At 60.1% G+C, this 2410-nt stretch carries 1 protein-coding gene; it reads left to right on the top strand.

Translation table 11 applies throughout. The annotated features are described in order from the left end of the window. Window positions 1–381 precede the first annotated feature (381 nt). Window positions 382–2410, top strand: a 2029-nt coding sequence (locus tag AC1D1P_RS21010) for a PAS domain-containing protein (RefSeq protein WP_477674299.1), incomplete at its 3' end; no start/stop codon positions are given.

Genomic DNA, 2410 nt, shown 5'->3' with positions numbered 1-2410 from the left:
CCCCCAGACTGCCTGAATGGAGTGATGGTAATAATTGCCAAATACCGAACGGCAATTCGTGTAATTCCGAGGACCTATTGATTGCTATAAGAGGAGGTCTTAAGTATGCAAAAACCAGGCCAATCTAATGGAAGGCACGGTCAAAAGAAATCAGGGTGTTGTCCTATAGCGCAATTAAATGCAGCATTACACACTTGCAGTGCGGCAGCTACGGAAAGCGGGCCTTGATAGAGCCGCGCACCTTTGCAAAGAAAGTCACTACCGGCGGATGAACCCCAGTTTGCCAAGCGCATTCACCGCAGTCCACCGTGAGCCTGGCCTGATGGGGGCGCCCGTGCCCCTGCCGCGTCGGCCCGGCACGGTTACCCGTCAGGTGCCGCGATGAAACGCGACGAGACGGCAGAGCAGTCCCAGCAGCGCATGCAGGCCGAAGCGCTTGCGCTGGCGGCCGCCAATGATGCGTTGAAGCTTGAGATCGTTGAGCAGCAGCGGCTGGTCGAATCGCTCAGGGACGACATCAGCAGCTTGCGCAGCCTCGCCACCGTCTCGGCAGACTGGTACTGGGAGCAGGACGCGGAGTACCGTTTTACTGACTTCACGGCCGAGTACAGCAGCAAGTCACAAGATAAGGATCTCGACAGTTCCGTCGGCAAATGCCGCTGGGAACTGCCTGGCGCCCTGCCGGTCACCATGTCATGGGAAGACCACCGCGCCGTGCTGGCGGAACGCAAGCCCTTTCGCGATTTCGAATACATACGCGTGCTGGAGGATGGCGTCGCGCATTATTTTTCCATCAGCGGCGTGCCGGTGTTCAACAAGCATCAGGAGTTCATGGGTTATCGGGGTATTACGCGCGATGTCACGGCCAGCAGGCGCGCGGAGGAAAAAGAACGCAAAGTCGCCCGCCTGCTCGACGACATCGTTGAAAACATTCCGATCGCCATGAACCTGAAAGCCGTCACGGACCACCGTTATGTCGCATGGAATCGCGCGGCGGAAGAGCTTTATGGTTTCACTCGGGCGGAAGCGCTGGGCCATACCGTCCATGATCTGTGGCCCAAGGCCCATGCCCACAACATGCATGCCTCGGATCTCGCCCTGATCGCTGCCGGAAAGATGCAGGAATTCCCCGACCGCCTTGTCCAGACCAAGCACAAGGGCGTCATCCGTGTGCACATGCGCAAGGTTCCGCTGAAAGATTCCAGTGGTGTGGTGACACACGTCCTTGTTACGGCGGAGGACATCACCCAGCAGCTGGCGGACGAAGAGCGCTTGCGCAGCAGCGAACAGCAGTTCCGCAGCCTGACCAGTCTTTCGTCCGACTGGTACTGGGAAACCGATGCCAATTTCCGCTTCACCAAGCTGTCCGGCGGCCAGACGGAAGAAGCCAGGCGCGCCATCAGTGAGCATCTCGGTAAAACACGCTGGGAGATCGACCACAGCCAGGCCAACCAGGAGATGTGGGCCCGCCATCGCGCTCTGCTGGAGCGCCACGAAGTCTTCCGCAACTTTGAATACGAACGCGTAGAAAAAGACGGCAAGCGCGTGACCTTGTCCATCAGCGGAGAGCCGATGGTGGACGCCAAAGGCCGCTTCACCGGCTATCGGGGCGTGGGCAGCGACATCACCGCGCGGCTGGAGGCCGAGGCCAAACTGCGCCGCAGCGAAGAGCGCTTTCGCAGCCTCACCGGTCTTTCGTCCGACTGGTACTGGGAACAGGACACAAACTTCCGCAACGTTTTTGTCTCCAATGATCCGCAACGCTTCGCCCTGGGAACCCAGGTCATTGGAGAGGGGCAATGCCGATGGGACCTCCCCAACTCCACACCGCTTGTCGGCACATGGGAAGAGCACAAGGCGGTGTTACAGGCGCATTTGCCGTTCCGCAATTTTGAATACCGGCTGACCAAGGAGGATGGGAGCGTCATTTACCGAAGCGTCAGCGGGGAACCGGTGTTTGGCGACGATGGAACCTTTGCGGGTTATCGGGGTGTGGGTGCCGACATCACGTCACGCAAGGAAGTGGAGATCGCGCTGCGGGTCGGCGAGGCCCGCTTCCGGGCGGTTGTGGGTGCGCTGGCCGAAGGCGTGATCCTGCGGGACGCCCAGGGGCATATTGTTGATTGCAATGCCAGTGCAGAGCGCATCCTCGGCCTGGCCCTGGCCCAGCTCAAAGGCCAGACTTCGGTCGAGCCGGAATGGCAAAGATTCCGCGAAGACGGCACGCCAATGCCCAGGGAAGAGTGGCCCAGTGTTGTCGCCGTGCGTACCGGCCAGCCACAGCTGAACCGTGTGGTGTGCCATCGCAGGCCCGACGGCAGTGAGTTCTGGGCACTGATCAACGTGCAGCCCCTGGTGGACGGGAACGGCGCCCCGTCGGGGTATGTCAGCACCATTACCGACATCAGCA

Source organism: Polaromonas sp. P1_E1_2 (assembly GCF_056406035.1).
The sequence above is the reverse complement of the archived record's forward strand: the minus strand, read 5'-3'. Positions and strand labels throughout refer to the sequence as shown.